Annotated in this window: 14 protein-coding genes; 5 read left to right on the forward strand and 9 right to left on the reverse strand. The window is 51.4% G+C overall.

The genetic code is table 11. The features are described from left to right. Window positions 1-179: 179 nt before the first annotated feature. From HEM79_RS20470 to fdhD, 3 genes are all read right to left on the reverse strand, one after another. Window positions 180-2,486, reverse strand: coding sequence for a hypothetical protein (locus HEM79_RS20470; RefSeq protein WP_176241911.1), 2,307 nt, complete (start codon window positions 2,484-2,486; stop codon window positions 180-182). Window position 2,487: 1 nt separating this feature from the next. Beyond that, window positions 2,488-4,323, reverse strand: coding sequence for an ATP-binding protein (locus HEM79_RS20475; protein WP_176241912.1), 1,836 nt, complete (start codon window positions 4,321-4,323; stop codon window positions 2,488-2,490). A 307-nt stretch (window positions 4,324-4,630) separates the two neighbouring features. After that, window positions 4,631-5,467, reverse strand: a complete 837-nt coding sequence (fdhD, locus tag HEM79_RS20480; protein ID WP_176241913.1) for a formate dehydrogenase accessory sulfurtransferase FdhD — start codon at window positions 5,465-5,467, stop codon at window positions 4,631-4,633. A gap of 193 nt (window positions 5,468-5,660) precedes the next feature. On the opposite strand from fdhD, the gene fdnG reads away from it, so the two are divergent. From fdnG to fdhE, 4 genes are read left to right on the forward strand one after another with little or no spacing between them, the layout of a single operon-like run. Beyond that, the gene (gene fdnG / locus HEM79_RS20485) at window positions 5,661-8,711 is read left to right on the forward strand and encodes a formate dehydrogenase-N subunit alpha (RefSeq protein ID WP_176241914.1); all 3,051 of its coding nucleotides are present in this window, start codon (window positions 5,661-5,663) and stop codon (window positions 8,709-8,711) included. Window positions 8,712-8,723: 12 nt separating this feature from the next. Continuing rightward, complete coding sequence (fdoH, locus tag HEM79_RS20490) at window positions 8,724-9,626, forward strand: formate dehydrogenase O subunit beta (protein ID WP_000331377.1); 903 nt, start codon at window positions 8,724-8,726, stop codon at window positions 9,624-9,626. Next, window positions 9,623-10,258 (forward strand): formate dehydrogenase cytochrome b556 subunit, encoded by a 636-nt coding sequence (fdoI, locus tag HEM79_RS20495; protein ID WP_000829031.1) that lies wholly within the window; start codon window positions 9,623-9,625, stop codon window positions 10,256-10,258. Before fdoH ends, fdoI begins: the two co-directional genes overlap by 4 nt. Next, complete coding sequence (gene fdhE / locus HEM79_RS20500; protein WP_000027708.1) at window positions 10,255-11,184, forward strand: formate dehydrogenase accessory protein FdhE; 930 nt, start codon at window positions 10,255-10,257, stop codon at window positions 11,182-11,184. The genes fdoI and fdhE overlap by 4 nt, the downstream gene beginning before the upstream one ends. 351 nt (window positions 11,185-11,535) lie before the next feature. On the opposite strand, the gene HEM79_RS20505 is transcribed toward fdhE, so the two are convergent. The 6 genes from HEM79_RS20505 to typA form a co-directional block, all read right to left on the reverse strand. Beyond that, window positions 11,536-11,733 (reverse strand): ribbon-helix-helix domain-containing protein, encoded by a 198-nt coding sequence (locus HEM79_RS20505; protein ID WP_001251295.1) that lies wholly within the window; start codon window positions 11,731-11,733, stop codon window positions 11,536-11,538. Window positions 11,734-12,164: 431 nt separating this feature from the next. Continuing rightward, the gene (gene fabY / locus HEM79_RS20510) at window positions 12,165-13,106 is read right to left on the reverse strand and encodes a fatty acid biosynthesis protein FabY (protein ID WP_001297068.1); all 942 of its coding nucleotides are present in this window, start codon (window positions 13,104-13,106) and stop codon (window positions 12,165-12,167) included. A 44-nt stretch (window positions 13,107-13,150) separates the two neighbouring features. Continuing rightward, on the reverse strand, window positions 13,151-13,588 hold the full coding sequence (gene dtd, locus HEM79_RS20515; protein ID WP_000560983.1) for a D-aminoacyl-tRNA deacylase: 438 nt from the start codon (window positions 13,586-13,588) through the stop codon (window positions 13,151-13,153). Beyond that, complete coding sequence (locus HEM79_RS20520; protein WP_000920721.1) at window positions 13,585-14,457, reverse strand: virulence factor BrkB family protein; 873 nt, start codon at window positions 14,455-14,457, stop codon at window positions 13,585-13,587. The genes dtd and HEM79_RS20520 overlap by 4 nt, the downstream gene beginning before the upstream one ends. Then, the gene (gene yihX, locus HEM79_RS20525; protein WP_176241915.1) at window positions 14,451-15,050 is read right to left on the reverse strand and encodes a glucose-1-phosphatase; all 600 of its coding nucleotides are present in this window, start codon (window positions 15,048-15,050) and stop codon (window positions 14,451-14,453) included. Before yihX ends, HEM79_RS20520 begins: the two co-directional genes overlap by 7 nt. Before the next feature lie 432 nt (window positions 15,051-15,482). Further along, on the reverse strand, window positions 15,483-17,306 hold the full coding sequence (gene typA / locus HEM79_RS20530) for a ribosome-dependent GTPase TypA (protein WP_000570663.1): 1,824 nt from the start codon (window positions 17,304-17,306) through the stop codon (window positions 15,483-15,485). Window positions 17,307-17,678: 372 nt separating this feature from the next. On the opposite strand from typA, the gene glnA reads away from it, so the two are divergent. Continuing rightward, window positions 17,679-19,088, forward strand: a complete 1,410-nt coding sequence (glnA, locus tag HEM79_RS20535) for a glutamate--ammonia ligase (RefSeq protein WP_085461419.1) — start codon at window positions 17,679-17,681, stop codon at window positions 19,086-19,088. The last annotated feature ends 73 nt before the right edge of the window (window positions 19,089-19,161 follow it).

The raw sequence follows: 19,161 nt of genomic DNA on the forward strand, positions 1-19,161 counted from the left end.
GAATATAATAAAGGAAAAAAGAAAGCGTCACTACACGCGTTTTGTTTATAAATAAATAACTACAATTCACTGAATGAATAAGTCCTGTAATGTCATATATAAATTACAGGACTTAATTCAATTAACAGTTCAACCGTTGCGGGAGGGAAGTTTCTGCCCCCCCATTATTTAAACCTGCATTACATCCCATAACGTTCAGAAATAGCAGCATGTTTCTCTTCGTTCGCTCCGGCTTCTTTGGCAAGTCGCCACCAGCACAACGGATGTTCCCAGTCTGCGGTCAATCCGCTCAGGGTCTTATCAATATCACCTTTAGAAACTGAACGCGGCGCGCTGATAACAAAATAGAACGCGGGCAGTGGCTCGGCATCTTCTCCCTGATGGCTGTCCGTTAACGTATAGTCATCGTTACTGTTGCTCCAGTAGTACCAGTTTCGTTCACGTAGCGCCTCACGGAAGGCATTAAACTGTTCTTCACCAGGCATAACGCCTTCGCAGAACCAGGACTCGCCGTATTCAGTCGGGATAATGGTTTTCAGGCAGCCATAAAGCGGCGTGAAATTCTTCTGTTCTTCCTCGTCTTCAGGCCGGGTATTCAACATTTCCGCATCGAAAACGACAATTTCATCAACATGTTGTGGGTAATCGGTCCGGTAGGTTGGTTCAATGATCCTTGCCGTTACCGGTCCAATCCGCTGGGCATAGTAATAGCGGTATTCGAAGTTTTCCCGGAAACGGATATTCAGTAGCCCCCATTTTTCGTCGATAAAACCTTCGCCTTCCGTGAGTTCGATTTCCAGTTCTGCAGCAATAGCACGAACCAAATCCCATTGTTGTAAGATGCTGGCGGTCGCCATGATATCCCACTGGAGATTGCGAATATCTTCTTCACGGCTAATCATAAGTTGCTGCAATTGCTGTAAATAATCCAGCTGCCGATCCCAGGCTTCCTGTTTTTGTGCTGCCCAGGAGCACATGCGATAAACGCCTGGCCACTCGCGCCCTTTTTCGTGTTGTAGCAATTGCTGGCCAATCGCTTCCAGTTCAACCCAATTTTCTTGCTGGTTAAGCACACGTGCACGGAACCACAATGCCATATGCATCAGGCCCGCCCGTTCATACTGCTTCGCCAGTTGTTCGATCGCTTGCTGATCGCCACGGTGTAGCAGGAGATCCAGCAGATCAAAGCAGAGGTTGTCATCCTCCTTGATGTGGCTTTCAACATAGCTTTGCAGCAGTTCAATCGACTCATCAATCGCATTGCAAGCCTTTAACGCATTGACCAGTTTACCCAGCAATTCCGTATCATCTGGCGTGTTCAGGTAAGCACGGCGGAATATTTCGACGTCTTTTTCGGGGTCAGGCTGCGTTTCTTCATCACTATTTTCAGGCGCTTCAACAACCGGGCGAGCAAGCAGTTCCGCCTCTTTAGCGGCGATTTTTTCACTAAGTTCGAGAAACTCGCGATCAACCCCCAATAACGCGCGTAATTTCGGTATGTGCCGCTGAGCCAGTTTCATCGCCATTTTGGCAATCCAGACGGATTCACGCTCCAGCGCCAGAGTGATTTGCAGTTTCGCCAGATCAACCACTTTGCGGTGCGCCCCGGCCTGTGAACGGTGCTCCAGCATTTTTTGGATGATTCGCGCCAGTTGCCAGTGGTTTCTCTGTGGATGGCGGGGAAGTAACACGGTGATTATCTTCACCCACATGCCCCACGAATAGGGGGTCAGGTCTGACCAACGAGGCAATTCCTCCCAGACTTCTTCGTCCTGCCCGCATAACGCCATGATGTACAGTTTTTTGAGGTGATAACTGATGCGGTCGCGTCCCCAATAATCATTCTCTTTTGCCAGTTCATCAATCACTTCACGCGCTTCATCGTAACGCTGAAGGGCAACCAAAATATCGGCACGGGTTGCCAGCAGTGCTTCTAAATATTCACTCCCCGATGCTTTTACCGCGTCGATTTGCCTGTCGATATAAACCAACGCCTCTTCTGTTCTGTTGGAATCCATCAGCGCACTGGCATATTCGCAGGATAAACACATAAAGCAGCTCCAGGTCGGATCAATGCGCGCGATGGTTTCTTCACATACCGCCATGCGTTCATTGGCCCAGCCTGGGGCATCTATATTCTCGTAGCAGGCGGATAAATCCTGGGTAACGCAGATAGATTGCGGGCAATCTTTCGCCTCTTCCCGATGCGCTTTTTCAAACAGCGCCACCACGTCAGGCAGCACTTTTTCGCCTTCTTCGTAGTTGGTCAGACGATGGCGCATCTCCCAGTGTCCGATAAATATTTCCAGCCACGGATTTTTTGCCACCTGATTCAGTGCTTTCATTTCCGGTAATAACGAATCGCACTTTTCCATTTGCAGATGTAAAACACCTTCAGAAAAATCATCAATTATCTGCGGAATATACTCCTGCCCGGCATCACGCAACTCCTGGCTATATTTGTTGTACCACTCCCATGTATCCATTTTATTTTCCTTGATTAATTAAGACAGGAATAACCTGAGTAAAATCTTCCAGCGCCTGGTGTAAATCCCATTGTTGTTCTTTATTGCCGCTGGAGCACAAAATCACTTTCAGCGATTTTAATAACCGTAATGCCGCCGCTGGCTGTTGCTGATGTTGTAATGCCGTCACCAGTTGCATAACGCAGGGGTTATTGAGATTAATATACAGACTTGACGTTTTGGTCTTTTGGACTTGCGAGGTGAATTGCCGCGCCAGCATTAACGCTGCGGTGCTAATACGTTTATCTGCGTCATCCTGTTCGAGAATTTGTTTTAATTCTGCTTCGCGGTCTGGCGTGACCACGAGCGGTAAAACGGCGGGTTCGAAGCGAGAAATAATTAATTGCTCGCCGTCACAAAGATGCTCTTCCAGATAAGCGACCTGCTCTTCAGGTAATTCCGCCAGACTGAACAACTGTTCATTGCCCGTTTGTGTACCGACTTCGATAATCCGGCAGTGATATAACAGCGCCCAGCGGCGTAAAAATGGCACCACGGCATAGCGATCGCCACGAGCAACAGGTCGTTGCAGAATGTGGAACAGCATCTCTTCGAAACCGCCGTCGCGGCTTAACAGAATATGAATGCTGTTATTAACGCGTAAATCTTTCGCCGGCAGCGCGCCTTTTGACGTTGGCACCTGTAAACGGTCTTTGAGCAAATCAAACAGACGGTCATCACACAACGCAGCACCAAGCAACGCTTCGTTGTGGCGCATTAATACCCGTCGCCAGATTTCTGGCTGATTTTGTGCGAGATCGGATAAACCAGAAATCAGCGCCTCTTTTAACGCCTCCTGCACCGCGACCCAGGTTTCGTCGCGCTGGAGATCTTCCCGGCTCGCCGTCGGCGTCAGTTTCGAAGACTCAATCACGCCGCCAATAAAACCGGCCCAGGGCGGTAACAGCTCACGCGCTTCATCATCAAGTAACATGCCGCGCAAAAACAGCGACAGGTTGCGGTTATCGCTGGTGCCGTAGGTTGCGCCATCCTGAATCCATAAAATTCCAACTGCATCGCTCATTCCCGCTGGCACCACCGGAATGGTGCAAATAGGTTCAAAAGAAGATTCAAACTGGGCGGCAAAGGCGAGATTTTTACGCTGCACCAGCGCACGGTGCATCGTTACGCCGTCTGGCGTTTCTTCACGCCACGGTGGCTGGAGTTTGTTCACCGGCTCGCTGGCGTCCCCCACATAGACCGGTTCGTGCAGCAATATGCAGTAGCGGGAAAGGACGCGGTTCAGCAAATTGTTACTCGCCAGATGGCTGTACTCTTCTTTGAGCGTCAGAATCACCTGCGTCCCCGGCTCCGAGGACTGATGCGGCGTAACGGTATATTTTTGCCCGTCGGTAGAGTGGTATTTCCAGCTCTGATCTGGCGTTTGCCACGAGGTGGTCAGTACCGTCACTTCTTTTGCCAGCACAAATGCTGACAAAAAACCGAGGCCGAACATACCAATTAAACCGGTGTCGTCATCCTGCTGGCGCAGCATTCGGGTATAACCCACACCCACTGTAGCCAGGAAGCCGTGAATTTCGCTTTCTGTCAGACCTGCGCCGGTATCGCTGATGGTGATGGTAGACTTCGCCACGTCGGCCACCACACGAATAGAGTTATCCTTTGGTGCATTGGGTTGCTCAATCCTGCGGCGCACGATCGCATCGTGTCCGTTTTGCACCAGCTCCCGCACGGCGACCACGGGGGTGGAGTAAAGATGCTTACTGAGCACCTCAATTAAGCCGTTTAAATTAACTTCTGTAGAATATGAACTGCCAGGTAACTGTAATGTACTCATTTTTCAATACTCATAATCCATCACCCACTATTGAAAATACATTGCTGTTTTTTACAACCGGTGCAAGGTTTGTTATTTTCATTCACTCATCGGAAACATTTATTGACGCGATGATTAAAACAAAATGTCTTATATAAATAATGATTAATTCTTAAAGAATTAATGCGACTGGAGTATATCGATATAAACCGGAGTTAACGAGATAATTTCTTGTGGTGAAATTATTATTTAAATGCTGAATAACATATTCAGCATTATTTAATAAAAAAATAAAACCGCAATCCAGAATCAGAATTGCGGTACTTCTTTAATTATTAATCAACCGTTGCGGATGGGTATAAATCGTCGCCCGTCCCGGCTTACAAAAACCTACCAGCGTCAGGTTACATCGCTCGGCGACTTCTACGGCAAGCGTTGTCGCGGCAGACACCGCAAACAGAATTTCTACTCCGCACATCGCTGATTTTTGCACCATTTCATAGCTGGCGCGGCTGGAAACCAGCACCGCCCCCGACTGCCAACGTTCACCTTCTTGCGCCCGCCGACCTAACAGTTTATCCAGCGCCACATGGCGGCCCACATCTTCATGTCCGCCAGCCAGTTCGCCAGACGGCAACATCCAGGCTGCGGCATGGGTACAACCGGTCAGTTGCCCCACGGGCTGGAAGTCATTGAGATGGCGTAATGCATCATCCAGTTTGTTGAGATCAAACGTCTGGGTGAACGGCAGCGGCTGCACTGGTTTACCGATGTCGTTAAGTTGCTCCACGCCACATACGCCACAGCCCGTACGCCCTGCCAGCGCCCGGCGGCGCTCCTTCAGCCCCATAAAGCGACGGCTGGAAAGTTCGATTTGCACTTCCAGACCATTACACGAGGGAACAACATCCATGCCGAAAATATCACGCGGGCTTTCGATTATTCCTTCGGAAAGCGAAAAACCAAGCGCAAAGCGTTCAAGGTCTTTTGGCGAAGCCATCATCACTACGTGCGAAATGCCGTTGTAGACCAACGCAACGGGAACTTCTTCCGCGACTTCATCAAGCCGGGAATGTTGTAAATCGTCACGCTGCCATAACTCAATTTGTCGCATTCCCGTGATATTTGTCACATTTTTGATTTCTTTTTGCTGTGTTTTTTTCACTTTCTCTTAACCAGATAAGAACACACACACCAAGATTATGGTATTCTGTTACAAACCCTTCCTGGATGGAGGGAAATTGAGCCAATTCTGGACCTTTGCGGCCCCTTCCGCAAAGAAAAATAACTCCCACTCCCTGCACACGCAGCAAGCGAATGTAAATGGGACGTGACAATGTCGAAACAAGGAGCAATCCATGCAGGTCAGCAGAAGGCAGTTCTTTAAGATCTGCGCTGGCGGTATGGCAGGCACCACGGCAGCGGCACTGGGTTTTGCACCCAGCGTAGCACTCGCGGAAACCCGGCAGTATAAACTGCTGCGCACCCGCGAAACCCGTAATACCTGCACCTATTGTTCCGTAGGCTGTGGGCTGTTGATGTACAGCCTCGGTGACGGAGCAAAAAACGCCAAAGCATCTATCTTCCATATCGAAGGCGATCCGGATCACCCGGTCAACCGCGGTGCACTTTGTCCGAAAGGCGCTGGCCTGGTGGATTTCATCCACTCCGAAAGCCGTCTGAAGTTTCCGGAATACCGTGCGCCAGGTTCTGATAAATGGCAGCAAATCAGTTGGGAAGAGGCGTTTGATCGCATCGCCAAACTGATGAAAGAAGACCGCGATACTAACTACATTGCGCAAAACGCCGAAGGCGTGACTGTTAACCGCTGGCTCTCCACCGGGATGCTGTGTGCTTCCGCGTCGAGTAACGAAACCGGCTATTTAACGCAAAAATTCTCCCGCGCGCTGGGGATGCTCGCGGTCGACAACCAGGCGCGTGTCTGACACGGACCAACGGTAGCAAGTCTTGCTCCAACATTTGGTCGCGGTGCGATGACCAACCACTGGGTCGACATCAAGAACGCCAACCTCGTCGTGGTGATGGGCGGTAACGCCGCTGAAGCTCACCCGGTCGGGTTCCGCTGGGCGATGGAAGCCAAAATTCACAACGGCGCGAAGCTGATTGTGATCGATCCTCGCTTTACGCGTACGGCGGCGGTGGCTGACTACTATGCCCCTATTCGTTCCGGTACTGACATTGCTTTCCTGTCAGGCGTATTGCTGTACCTGCTGAACAATGAAAAATTCAACCGCGAATATACCGAAGCCTATACTAACGCCAGCCTGATCGTGCGTGAGGATTACGGCTTTGAAGATGGCCTGTTCACCGGCTATGACGCGGAAAAACGCAAGTACGATAAATCCTCCTGGACTTACGAACTGGACGAAAACGGCTTCGCCAAACGCGACACCACACTGCAACATCCGCGCTGCGTGTGGAACTTGCTGAAACAGCACGTTTCCCGCTACACGCCAGATGTGGTTGAAAACATCTGTGGTACGCCAAAAGACGCGTTCCTGAAAGTCTGCGAATACATCGCTGAGACCAGTGCTCACGATAAAACTGCCTCGTTCCTTTACGCGCTCGGCTGGACGCAACACTCCGTTGGTGCGCAAAACATTCGTACGATGGCGATGATCCAGCTGCTGCTCGGCAACATGGGGATGGCAGGCGGCGGCGTTAACGCCCTGCGCGGTCACTCCAATATTCAGGGGCTGACGGACCTGGGGCTGCTGTCGCAGAGCCTGCCGGGTTACATGACGCTGCCAAGCGAGAAGCAAACCGATCTGCAAACCTATCTTACCGCCAACACGCCAAAACCGCTGCTGGAAGGCCAGGTTAACTACTGGGGCAACTACCCGAAATTCTTCGTCTCCATGATGAAGGCCTTCTTTGGTGATAAAGCGACGGCGGAAAATAGCTGGGGCTTTGACTGGTTGCCGAAGTGGGATAAAGGCTACGACGTCCTGCAATACTTCGAGATGATGAAAGAGGGCAAGGTCAATGGCTATATCTGCCAGGGCTTTAACCCTGTTGCCTCATTCCCGAACAAAAACAAAGTGATCGGTTGTCTGTCGAAACTGAAGTTCCTCGTCACCATCGACCCGCTGAACACTGAAACCTCTAACTTCTGGCAGAACCACGGTGAGCTGAACGAAGTTGACTCGTCGAAGATCCAGACCGAAGTGTTCCGTCTGCCATCGACCTGCTTCGCGGAAGAGAACGGTTCTATCGTTAACTCCGGTCGCTGGTTGCAGTGGCACTGGAAAGGTGCGGACGCCCCGGGGATTGCGCTGACTGACGGCGAGATCCTCTCCGGTATCTTCCTGCGCTTGCGCAAGATGTATGCCGAACAGGGCGGCGCGAATCCGGACCAGGTGCTGAATATGACCTGGAACTACGCCATTCCGCATGAGCCATCTTCAGAAGAAGTGGCGATGGAGAGCAACGGTAAGGCGCTGGCCGATATTACCGATCCGGCAACCGGTGCGGTTATCGTCAAGAAAGGCCAACAACTTAGCTCGTTCGCCCAACTGCGCGATGACGGTACAACCTCCTGTGGCTGTTGGATTTTCGCCGGTAGCTGGACGCCGGAAGGCAACCAGATGGCGCGTCGTGATAACGCCGATCCGTCTGGCCTCGGTAACACGCTGGGCTGGGCATGGGCATGGCCGCTTAACCGCCGCATCCTGTATAACCGCGCCTCCGCAGACCCGCAGGGTAACCCGTGGGATCCGAAACGTCAGTTGCTGAAATGGGACGGTACTAAGTGGACCGGCTGGGATATTCCGGACTACAGCGCAGCGCCTCCGGGCAGTGGCGTTGGGCCGTTTATCATGCAGCAGGAAGGCATGGGGCGTCTGTTTGCTCTCGATAAGATGGCGGAAGGTCCGTTCCCGGAACACTACGAGCCGTTTGAAACGCCGCTGGGGACTAACCCGCTGCATCCAAACGTTATCTCGAATCCGGCTGCGCGTATCTTTAAAGATGACGCTGAAGCATTGGGTAAAGCCGATAAGTTCCCGTATGTCGGAACCACCTATCGTCTGACCGAGCACTTCCACTACTGGACCAAACACGCGCTGTTGAACGCGATTTTGCAGCCAGAGCAGTTTGTGGAAATCGGTGAGTCGCTGGCGAATAAACTTGGCATTGCCCAGGGCGATACCGTGAAAGTCTCCTCCAACCGTGGCTATATCAAAGCCAAAGCGGTGGTGACCAAACGTATTCGCACGCTGAAAGCGAACGGCAAAGATATCGATACCATCGGTATTCCGATTCACTGGGGCTATGAAGGCGTAGCTAAAAAAGGCTTTATTGCCAATACGTTAACGCCATTCGTTGGTGATGCGAACACGCAGACGCCGGAGTTTAAGTCCTTCCTTGTGAATGTGGAAAAGGTGTAACGGAGACGACATATGGCTTATCAATCTCAAGATATCATTCGTCGTTCCGCGACTAACGGTCTGACCCCCGCGCCTCAGGCGCGGGACTTCCAGGAAGAAGTGGCGAAACTCATCGACGTCACCACCTGTATCGGCTGTAAAGCCTGTCAGGTGGCGTGTTCAGAGTGGAACGACATTCGCGATACCGTCGGCAATAACATTGGGGTGTACGACAATCCCAATGATTTAAGCGCCAAATCGTGGACGGTAATGCGCTTCTCGGAAGTGGAGCAGAATGACAAACTGGAATGGCTGATCCGCAAAGACGGCTGTATGCACTGTTCCGATCCAGGCTGCCTGAAAGCGTGTCCGGCGGAAGGGGCAATCATTCAGTATGCCAACGGCATCGTCGACTTCCAGTCCGAGCAGTGCATTGGCTGCGGTTATTGCATTGCGGGCTGTCCGTTCGACATTCCGCGCCTCAACCCGGAAGACAACCGCGTCTACAAATGTACGCTATGCGTTGACCGCGTGGTGGTTGGGCAAGAACCGGCCTGTGTGAAGACCTGCCCGACGGGCGCGATTCATTTCGGTACGAAAGAGTCGATGAAAACGCTGGCGAGCGAGCGTGTGGCTGAGCTGAAAACCCGTGGTTACGACAATGCGGGTCTGTACGATCCGGCTGGCGTCGGTGGTACACACGTGATGTACGTGCTGCACCATGCTGACAAGCCGAACCTGTATCATGGCTTGCCGGAGAACCCGGAAATCAGCGAAACCGTGAAATTCTGGAAAGGCATCTGGAAACCGCTCGCGGCTGTTGGCTTTGCGGCTACCTTCGCGGCCAGTATCTTCCACTACGTGGGTGTCGGTCCGAACCGTGCGGATGAGGAAGAGAACAATCTGCACGAAGAGAAAGACGAGGAGCGCAAATGAAACGACGTGACACCATCGTGCGCTACACCGCGCCGGAACGTATCAACCACTGGGTAACCGCCTTCTGCTTCATCCTGGCGGCGGTGAGCGGGCTGGGCTTTTTGTTCCCATCCTTCAACTGGTTGATGCAAATCATGGGCACTCCGCAGCTGGCGCGTATTCTGCACCCGTTTGTCGGCGTGGTTATGTTTGCCTCGTTCATCATCATGTTTTTCCGTTACTGGCATCACAACCTAATCAATCGGGATGATATCTTTTGGGCGAAGAATATTCGTAAGATCGTCGTCAACGAGGAAGTAGGTGACACCGGGCGTTATAACTTCGGTCAGAAATGCGTTTTCTGGGCAGCGATTATTTTCCTGGTTCTGCTGCTGGTGAGCGGTGTGATTATCTGGCGTCCTTATTTTGCGCCTGCTTTCTCAATCCCGGTGATCCGATTCGCGTTAATGCTGCATTCATTTGCCGCAGTAGCGTTAATTGTGGTTATCATGGTGCATATCTACGCCGCCCTTTGGGTGAAAGGCACGATTACCGCCATGGTGGAAGGATGGGTTACCAGCGCATGGGCGAAGAAACACCATCCACGCTGGTATCGTGAAGTCCGCAAGACAACGGAAAAGAAAGCTGAATGAGTATTCGCATAATCCCGCAAGATGAGCTGGGTTCGAGCGAGAAACGTACGGCGGATATGATTCCGCCGTTATTGTTCCCTCGGCTCAAGAATTTATACAACCGCCGCGCCGAGCGTCTGCGCGAGCTGGCAGAAAATAATCCGCTGGGTGATTACCTGCGCTTTGCTGCGCTTATCGCCCACGCCCAGGAAGTGGTGCTGTACGACCATCCGCTGGAGATGGATCTGACTGCACGCATTAAAGAAGCCAGCGCACAAGGCAAGCCACCGCTGGATATTCACGTTCTGCCGCGCGATAAGCACTGGCAAAAACTGCTGATGGCGCTGATTGCTGAGCTGAAACCTGAAATGAGCGGTCCGGCGCTGGCCGTGATTGAGAATCTGGAGAAGGCATCAACCCAGGAGCTGGAAGATATGGCCAGCGCGCTGTTTGCCTCTGATTTCTCCTCCGTCAGCAGCGATAAAGCACCGTTTATCTGGGCCGCGCTGTCGCTCTACTGGGCGCAAATGGCTAACCTGATCCCCGGCAAAGCCCGCGCAGAATACGGCGAACAACGTCAATATTGCCCGGTTTGTGGTTCTATGCCGGTGTCCAGCATGGTGCAAATTGGCACCACTCAGGGTCTGCGTTATCTGCACTGCAACCTGTGCGAAACCGAATGGCACGTGGTGCGCGTAAAATGCAGCAACTGCGAGCAGAGCGGCAAACTGCATTACTGGTCGCTGGATGACGAACAGGCCGCGATTAAAGCCGAAAGCTGCGATGACTGTGGCACTTACCTGAAGATTCTTTATCAGGAAAAAGAGCCGAAAGTTGAAGCCGTGGCAGATGACCTCGCCTCTCTGGTACTGGACGCGCGAATGGAGCAAGAAGGCTATGCCCGTAGTTCCATCAACCCGTTCCTGTTTCCAGGTGAAGGGGAGTAATCTCTGACGTTTTCCGGGTGGCGCAGGTCGCCCGGATTACAGCTCATAGGGTGTGATACACCATCTCTCGTATTCCGCGTTACCAATTCAAGTCCATGCTGTCAGTGCCTGTTTGGTCTCAATTTTCCCAGCAACACATCGATAAGGTTATTGGTATGTCACTGATGACAAACGTAAGATTGCCTGATGCGCTACGCTTATCAGGCCTACCCAAAAACTGCAATATATTGAATTGGCATGATTTTGTAGGCTGAATAAGGTGTGCAAGCCGCATCCGGTATGAACAACGCGCACTTTTCAGTATTCTGATTGGTATCATTTTTGCCATTACCATTCCTCGCGCAGATTACACTATTCTTCAACACCTACTGCCTCACTCCTTTGCTTGCCGCCTTTTACCCTACGCACCGGAAATTGCTGACGCTCCAGATATTGCTCTACCGCTTCGCGTAAAATTGCAGATCGCGAAACCTTACGCCAGCCCCTGAGCTTATTCAGCCGTTTAATTGCCTCTTCTGATAAATGAAGAAAAACCGTATTCATCGCCATTTTCACCACCTTACATAAATTACTCATTAATGTATGTGCGAAAATTACGCCGAAAAATTAACTGACGAAAGCTTATTTTTTCATACGGTTTTGTTTTTGCGAGACGTTTTCCAGAAATAATACAACAGTTGCAATTATTTTAATTGTTACTCAAAAGTGGCTTAGTTATCGCCCAGAATAATTTATTACTCTTAATTAGGCGGGGACACTCCCACAGAAAAGCGACAATAAATAATAACGATGAGTTATGGGTGTTATGAATATATTATATTCAAGAATATTTTTTTGATTGGGTCTTCATTTGCATCATCCAGGTGGTCTACCCGAAAAAAGTCAGCTTCTTTACAGCACCGGAGATTAAGGTGAAATTAATCATCCGTAACTGACCGGTCAGTGCCGCCACCAACCGATCTTTAATTAAAACGTCCACCCTACTCTTCTTCGTTCCCGCCCTCTTCATAAGGGCCAAATGGCTTAGCGGGAAGAACGATATATGTCCCTTCAAACACCGCACCAGGCGTCTCGTCGCCAAAGATTTCAACCTGCATTTGCACCCGCGCTTTACGCCCGCGCGCCAGACGGTCGAGATCGCCACTTAACGCACCGAGGTCGGCTACCGCATGAGGTTTACCGCTAATCGGTTTGCTGTAGCGGATATGCGCATCGGCCAGAATAATCGTTCCGCCGAGATGGCGTTCACGCAGCATCAGCCAGATAAGCCCCCAACCGGTGAGTGTTGCCAGCGAGAATAAACTCCCGGCAAATAACGTATGATGCGGATTCTGATTGCCGGTTTCCGGCATGGTGGTGATAAATTTTTGCCCGGTATATTGCTGAATACGCACGCCCATTTTTTCACTTAATGGGATGTGTTCATACCACGCCTGTTGCAACTGTGCGCACCAGTCACCGCGATGCAAAATATCATCCAGAGTAGCGACAGGTTTAATCATCAAAAAATGGCGAATCGGCGTGGTAGTTGGTGTGGTGATTTCTCCCTGATTCACAAACCCCAGCTTGGCGAAAAACTCCACCGCATCTTCGCGGGCGCTACAGGTCACGCGTTTAACACCTTCCTGACGCGCCACCGACTCAAGCGTCATCGCCATCAGCGTCCCCAACCCTTTGTCCTGCACGTCCGGGTGTACCGCCATAAAACGGATGGAGGCTTCGTTATCGGCATTGATATACAGCCTTCCTACCGCCACCAGATTCCCCTGCTCATCGACGACCATCTGGTGATGCGCCATCGCGTCCCATGCGTCGCGTTCAGAACCTTTCGGTTGATGCAGGGGTTTACGCAACATCTCCCAGCGAAACTGATAGTAACGCTCTAATTCTTCTTCTGTTTGTGGAACCCGAAGGTGATACATAGCGATACTCTCTCTTGTTTCCCGTGACACCCCTGGAAGCTGGCTCATACCTGCAACCAGAACGTCACGGGGCCATCATTGACCAGCGATACCTGCATATCCGCAGCGAAGCGTCCTGTTTGCGTGTTCATCTCCTGCTGACGGCAGCGTTCGACGAAATAGTCATATAACGCCTCTGCGCGATCCGGTGATGCGCCTTTGGAGAAACTTGGACGCATCCCCCGTTCGGTATCTGCGGCAAGGGTAAACTGGGAAACCACCAGCACACTGCCGCCAGCCTGTTGCACGTTGAGATTCATCTTGCCTTCGGCATCGCTGAAGATGCGATAGCCGAGCACACGCTCGCACAGACGGTTTGCTTTCTGTTCGTCGTCATCCTTTTCGACACCCAATAACACCAAAAGTCCTGCGCCAATTTCGCCCGTCACTTCTCCCTCCACGGTGACGCTGGCACGGGTTACGCGTTGAATTAATGCAATCATGGTTCGTCGTCTTCTTCTTGTTCAGCAGCTTGTTTTAGTTTGCGGTATTCCCCGAGAGTGACAGTAATTTCCGCGCCAAGCAAGACGATACACCATGTCCAGTAGACCCAGACAAAGAGAATGGGGATCACCGCCAGCACACCGTAAATGAGCTGATACGACGGGAACATGGTGATATAAAGCGCGAAACCTTTCTTTCCTGCTTCGAACAGGAGCGCGGCAACAAACGCGCCGACAATAGCGTCGCGGTTAGGTACGCGGATGGTAGGAACAATGCTGTACAGCAGCCAGAAGGAGATCCACGACAACAGCAACGGAAAAATACGCAGCACATTGTCGATGACGGTATTGAGATCGCTCGCCCAGCGCAGGGAGAGCAGATAGGAACTGATCGCCAGACTGGCACCTGCCAACAGCGGCCCTAACGTCAAAATCATCCAGTACACGGCAAACGAGTAAATTTTGGGACGCACCCGTTTACTGCGCCAGATGGCGTTAAGTGCGCTATCGATGGAGTACATCAGCAATAACGCCGTGACGATCAGGCCACATGCCCCGACGGCGGTCATCTTGTTGGAATTGGCAACAAACTGTTCGATATATTGCTGGATAACATCGCCGGTGGCAGGCAGAAAGTTGGCGAAAATAAAGTGACGCAACTGAATGCTGACGTCGGAAAACATGGGAAAAGCGGCGAAAAGCGCAAAAACAACGGCAACCAGCGGCACTAATGAGAGCAACGACACATAGGCAAGGTTACCTGCCAGGGTTGTCATGTTGTCCTCATTAATGCGTTGCCAGAGTAGTTTCAGCCAGGCCCATAGCGGACGAGTACGATGCCTGGCTTTTTCATGGATGGTTTTTAGCATAACACCTTCGCGAAATAGTCCGGGATGGTGGTTTTATCTTTCACCAGAATGCTGGTAATGCCTAGCTGATTAGCCCCTTCTATATTATCGGCGTTGTCATCGAAAAAGACGGTATCGCTGGGTGAAAAACCTTCTGCCTGTAAAACATGCTGGTAGATCCGCGCTTCCGGTTTGCGCATACCTAAATCTTGCGACAGATAGATATGGTCGGCAGCGTTGCGGATTTCCGGGTATTCCTCCGGCCAGAAAGTGGTATGCAGGCGGTTAGTATTGGAAAGCACCACCACGCGATGCCCCTGTTCACGCAGTTTATGCATGATATCGATCACTTCCGGGCGCAGCGCGACAAACACCGCCTGCCAGCCGTGGGAGAACTGCTCATAGCTTAGCGGTAAGGCCATCTCATGACACAGCGCCTCTGCGAACGCTTCATCGCTAATTTCCCCACGCTCATGCTGATGAAACGCCTCCCCCATATGAAAACTCTTCTTCAACGATGCCAGCGGAATGCGCGTTAAATCGCTCCAGGTTCCCAGCACACGGTTAAAGTCGATATCGACAATCACATTACCTAAATCAAAGATATAGAGCATTTTTGCCTCCTTTCTCGCCACAGGAAATTAACTGTAGCGGGAAAGGAGGGGTTTGGCTATGTGGCAATAAGGGTAATCTTGTGACGCTGATTGCGAAAAAGCAGAGTAATTTCACTGGCTTTTTCGCAATAGATGAATGGTTAAGATTCAGGCGTTAGATACCAGGGTAAGCGGGTTAACCCAGGTGGCATCGCGCTGGATGAAATCATAGCCTTTATTTTGAGGATGGCTGGGAAAGGTATTGCGATGGGTAATGGCGAGTGCCTGTGCTGAAAGTGTTATTGGTCACAACAACACTGACGCGATTGCGGATTTTCTCCGTGTGCAGGGCTTTCGATAATGCCTGATGCGATGCTGACGCCTCTTATCAGACCTGCACAGGCAAAAAAAACCTGCCATCGCTGGCAGGTTTTTCACGACTAAAAAGAAAAATTAATCTTCTTTCGGACCACGGTTAGCGCGGCGACGATCGTTTTCCGTCAGGTGACGTTTACGAATACGGATAGAGGTCGGAGTCACTTCTACCAGTTCGTCATCATCGATGAACTCCAGAGCTTGTTCCAGAGTCATGCGGATTGGTGGAACCAGAACAACGGCTTCGTCAGTACCGGAAGCACGCATGTTGGTCAGTTTCTTACCGGTCAGGCAGTTTACAGTCAGGTCGTTAGAGCGGCTGTGAATACCGATGATCTGACCTTCGTAAACTTCTGCACCGTGACCGAGGAACAGCTTACCGCGATCCTGCAGACCAAACAGCGCGAACGCTACCGCTTTACCCTGACCGTTAGAGATCAGTACGCCGTTCTGACGCTGACCCACTTCGCCCGGACGCACGTCGTCGTAGTGGCTGAAGGTGGAGTACAGCAGACCCGTACCGGAAGTCATGGTCATGAACTCAGAACGGAAACCAATCAGACCACGGCTTGGGATCACGTAGTCGAGACGTACGCGGCCTTTACCGTCTGGATTCATGTTTTTCAGCTCGCCTTTACGCTCGCCCAGCGCCTGCATTACAGAACCCTGATGCTGTTCTTCAACGTCCAGAGTCACGTTTTCGAACGGCTCTTGTTTACGACCGTCGATTTCACGGAAGATAACTTTCGGACGGGATACCGCCAGTTCGAAACCTTCACGACGCATGTTCTCAATAAGAACAGACAGGTGCAGTTCGCCACGACCAGAAACGCGGAACGCATCGGCGTCTTCGGTTTCTTCTACGCGCAGCGCAACGTTGTGTACCAGTTCTTTGTTCAGACGATCCAGAATCTGACGAGACGTTACGAACTTACCTTCTTTACCGCAGAACGGAGAGGTGTTAACGCAGAAGAACATGGAAACGGTCGGCTCATCAACGGAGAGTGCCGGCAATGCTTCAACGTTTTGCGTGTCGCAAACGGTGTCAGAAATGTTCAGTTCGCCAAGGCCCGTGATCGCAACGATATCGCCAGCTTCCGCCAGATCGGTTTCGATACGTTCCAGACCGAGGTGGCCCAGCACTTTACCGACTTTCGCGTTGCGGGTTTTGCCTTCGCTATCGATGATAGTAACCTGCTGGTTCGGCTTCACTTTACCGCGCTTGATGCGGCCAATGCCGATAACGCCAACATAGCTGTTGTAATCGAGCTGAGAAATCTGCATCTGGAACGGACCGTCAAGGTCAACGTCCGGTGCAGGAACGTGGTCAACAATCGCCTGGTACAGCGGGGTCATGTCTTCCGCCATATCTTCGTGATCCAGACCCGCGATGCCGTTCAGCGCAGAAGCGTAAACGATCGGGAAGTCCAGCTGCTCGTCGGTCGCGTCGAGGTTAACGAACAGGTCAAATACCTGATCCACAACCCAGTCAGGACGCGCGCCAGGGCGGTCAACTTTGTTGATAACAACAATCGGCTTCAGGCCGTAAGCAAACGCTTTTTTGGTTACGAAACGCGTTTGCGGCATCGGGCCGTCAAATGCGTCAACCACCAGCAGCACTGAGTCTACCATGGACATTACACGTTCAACTTCACCACCGAAGTCGGCGTGCCCCGGGGTATCAACGATGTTGATACGGTAATCATTCCATTTGATAGCGGTGTTTTTCGCGAGGATGGTAATCCCACGCTCTTTCTCCAAATCGTTGGAGTCCATCACGCGCTCTTGGGTTTCGGCACGAGAGTCGAACGTACCGGATTGTTGGAGCAGCTTGTCTACCAGGGTGGTTTTACCATGGTCGACGTGCGCGATGATGGCGATATTACGCAATTTTTCGATCACAACTTTGCCTCAGGCATTAGAAATAGCGCGTTATTGTACACGGATTAATCGCACTACAAAACAGGATCACAAACATCCTCCGCAAACAAGTATTGCAGAGTCCCTTTGTGATCGCTTTCACGGAGCATAAAAAGGGTTATCCAAAGGTCATTGCACCAACATGGTGCTTAATGTTTCCATTGAAGCACTATATTGGTGCAACATTCACATCACGGTGCAGCCCTTTTGCACGATGTTAAGCATGATAACGCCTTTTAGGGGCAATTTAAAAGTTGGCACAGATTTCGCTTTATCTTTTTTACGGCGACACGGCCAAAATAATTGCAGATTTCGTTACCACGACGACCATGACCAATCCAGGAGAGTTAAAGTATGTCCGCTGAACACGTACTGACGATGCTGAACGAGCACGAAGTGAAGTTTGTTGATTTGCGCTTCACCGATACCAAAGGTAAAGAACAGCACGTCACTATCCCTGCTCATCAGGTGAATGCTGAATTCTTCGAAGAAGGCAAAATGTTTGACGGCTCCTCGATTGGCGGCTGGAAAGGCATTAACGAATCCGACATGGTACTGATGCCAGACGCATCCACCGCAGTGATTGACCCGTTCTTCGCCGACTCTACCCTGATTATCCGTTGCGACATCCTTGAACCTGGCACCCTGCAAGGCTATGACCGTGACCCGCGCTCCATCGCGAAACGCGCCGAAGATTACCTGCGCTCTACTGGCATTGCCGACACCGTACTGTTCGGGCCAGAACCAGAATTTTTCTTGTTCGATGACATCCGTTTCGGATCTTCTATCTCCGGTTCTCACGTTGCTATCGACGATATCGAAGGCGCATGGAACTCCTCCACCAAATACGAAGGTGGTAACAAAGGTCACCGTCCGGCAGTGAAAGGCGGTTACTTCCCGGTTCCGCCGGTAGACTCAGCTCAGGATATCCGTTCTGAAATGTGCCTGGTAATGGAACAGATGGGTCTGGTGGTTGAAGCACATCACCACGAAGTAGCGACCGCAGGTCAGAACGAAGTGGCAACCCGCTTCAATACCATGACCAAAAAAGCTGACGAAATTCAGATCTACAAATATGTCGTTCACAACGTGGCGCACCGCTTCGGTAAAACTGCGACCTTTATGCCAAAACCGATGTTCGGTGATAACGGCTCCGGTATGCACTGCCACATGTCGCTGTCTAAAAACGGCGTTAACCTGTTCGCGGGCGATAAATACGCAGGTCTGTCTGAGCAGGCGCTGTACTACATTGGCGGCGTAATCAAACACGCTAAAGCGATTAACGCCCTGGCAAACCCGACCACCAACTCTTATAAGCGTCTGGTCCCGGGCTACGAAGCACCGGTAATGCTGGCTTACTCTGCACGTAACCGTTCTGCGTCTATCCGTATTCCGGTGGTTTCTTCTCCGAAAGCACGTCGTATCGAAGTACGTTTCCCGGACCCGGCGGCTAACCCGTACCTGTGCTTTGCTGCCCTGCTGATGGCCGGTCTTGATGGTATCAAGAACAAGATCCATCCGGGCGAAGCGATGGACAAAAACCTGTATGACCTGCCGCCGGAAGAAGCGAAAGAGATCCCACAGGTTGCAGGCTCTCTGGAAGAAGCACTGAACGAACTGGATCTGGACCGCGAGTTCCTGAAAGCCGGTGGCGTGTTCACTGATGAAGCAATCGATGCGTACATCGCCCTGCGTCGCGAAGAAGATGACCGCGTGCGTATGACTCCGCATCCGGTAGAGTTTGAGCTGTACTACAGCGTCTAATAGTTGAAGTTGTACTACCCGGCGCGAACAACGCCGGGATTTAGTTGCCGTGGAAACTTTCAGCCCATCTCTG

Source organism: Escherichia sp. 93.0816, from assembly GCF_013368855.2.
Classification (GTDB): Bacteria; Pseudomonadota; Gammaproteobacteria; order Enterobacterales; family Enterobacteriaceae; genus Escherichia; species Escherichia ruysiae.